Raw genomic sequence first — 1,228 nt, 5'->3', positions numbered from 1 at the left:
ACATCCGAAATCGGTTATTGGCGTTGGAGCATCTTCACTGCGCACAATCTGCTATTTGCAAGCACAAGACAAAGTTGTTGGCGTTGAAGCAGCCGAGAAAAAAGACATACCAAGATGCGTGTATAACCACGTGTTTCACGATAAGTTTGCTAACTTACCTGTTATTGGTGAAGGTGGCTCAAATGGCACAACGCCTAATGAAGAAGCTATTTCTGATCTTGCTCCAGACGTGATTTTCACCACAATCGATAAAGAAAAAGCAGACACACTGCAACAGCGTACTGGCGTTCCCGTTGTTTGTGTTGCGGTGTATAATCGCGTGTTTAGCGATTCATTCTATAAAAGCATTGAACTTATGGGAAAAGTGCTTAACAAAGACAAACGTGCTACCGAAATAATAGACTATATGAAGAAAACGGAAGCAGATCTTACTTCGCGCGTAAAAAATGTTACTCCGAAAAGTGCGTATGCTGCTGGAATTAGTTATCGCGGTGCACACGGTTTTGCTGGCACCGAAGCCGGATTTCCTCCTTTTGCCATTCTCAACATGAAAAATATTGCTGATGTTAACGACAAAAAAGGGCCCTATGACATTGATTTGGAAAAAGTTTCTGCCGATCAGCCCGATTGCATTTTCATCGAAAGCAATAACTTCAAGATGGTAGAAAAAGACATTCAGCAAAATCCGGGGTATTTCAAAAATCTTAAAGCGGTACAAAACAAGCAAGTATTTTCGCTGGTGTCCTATCGTTTCTATGCCACCAACGTAGAACTTGCTATTGCAAATTGCTACCAAGTAGGCCATTGCGCGTATCCTGAGGCATTTGGCGACATCGACCCCACGAAGAAACTCGATGAAATTACCAGCTTCTTTGTTGGTAAGCCCGTTTCAGCCGACTTGGCAAAAATTGGATGTTCCTTCAAGAAGTACGATTTAGCAGCGTAGGCATATTGGCTTTGTAAAGGCAGCTTGAGTCACAAGTGCACTATCAGGGCTACCAGGGCTACAAGCGTTACCTGCGCTACGAGCGCTAACATGAAACTACCCGAGTTATGCGTAATGCATGCTCGGGTAGTTTGTTACAAGCGTAACCCTTACACCATCTGCACAATGTCGCACATCGGTTGACGCGTTTTGGTGTGCTTCGCAGGCTTGCCGTAGCCAATGCCCATCATAACCGCAACGCCAAATTCCGCGCCGTCGGTTCCTAAATAGCCACCATCCGCT

The 1,228-nt window shown here is 44.8% G+C and carries 1 protein-coding gene; it reads left to right on the top strand.

All coding sequences use genetic code 11. From position 1 onward, the window contains the following. Positions 1-946: ABC transporter substrate-binding protein (locus HMPREF3190_RS04605; RefSeq protein ID WP_066780844.1), on the top strand; the 946-nt coding region annotated here is incomplete at its 5' end. Positions 947-1,228: the final 282 nt, after the last annotated feature.

The organism is Umbribacter vaginalis (genome assembly GCA_001552935.1).
Classification (GTDB): Bacteria; Actinomycetota; Coriobacteriia; order Coriobacteriales; family Eggerthellaceae; genus Berryella; species Berryella vaginalis.
The sequence above is the reverse complement of the archived record's forward strand: the minus strand, read 5'-3'. Positions and strand labels throughout refer to the sequence as shown.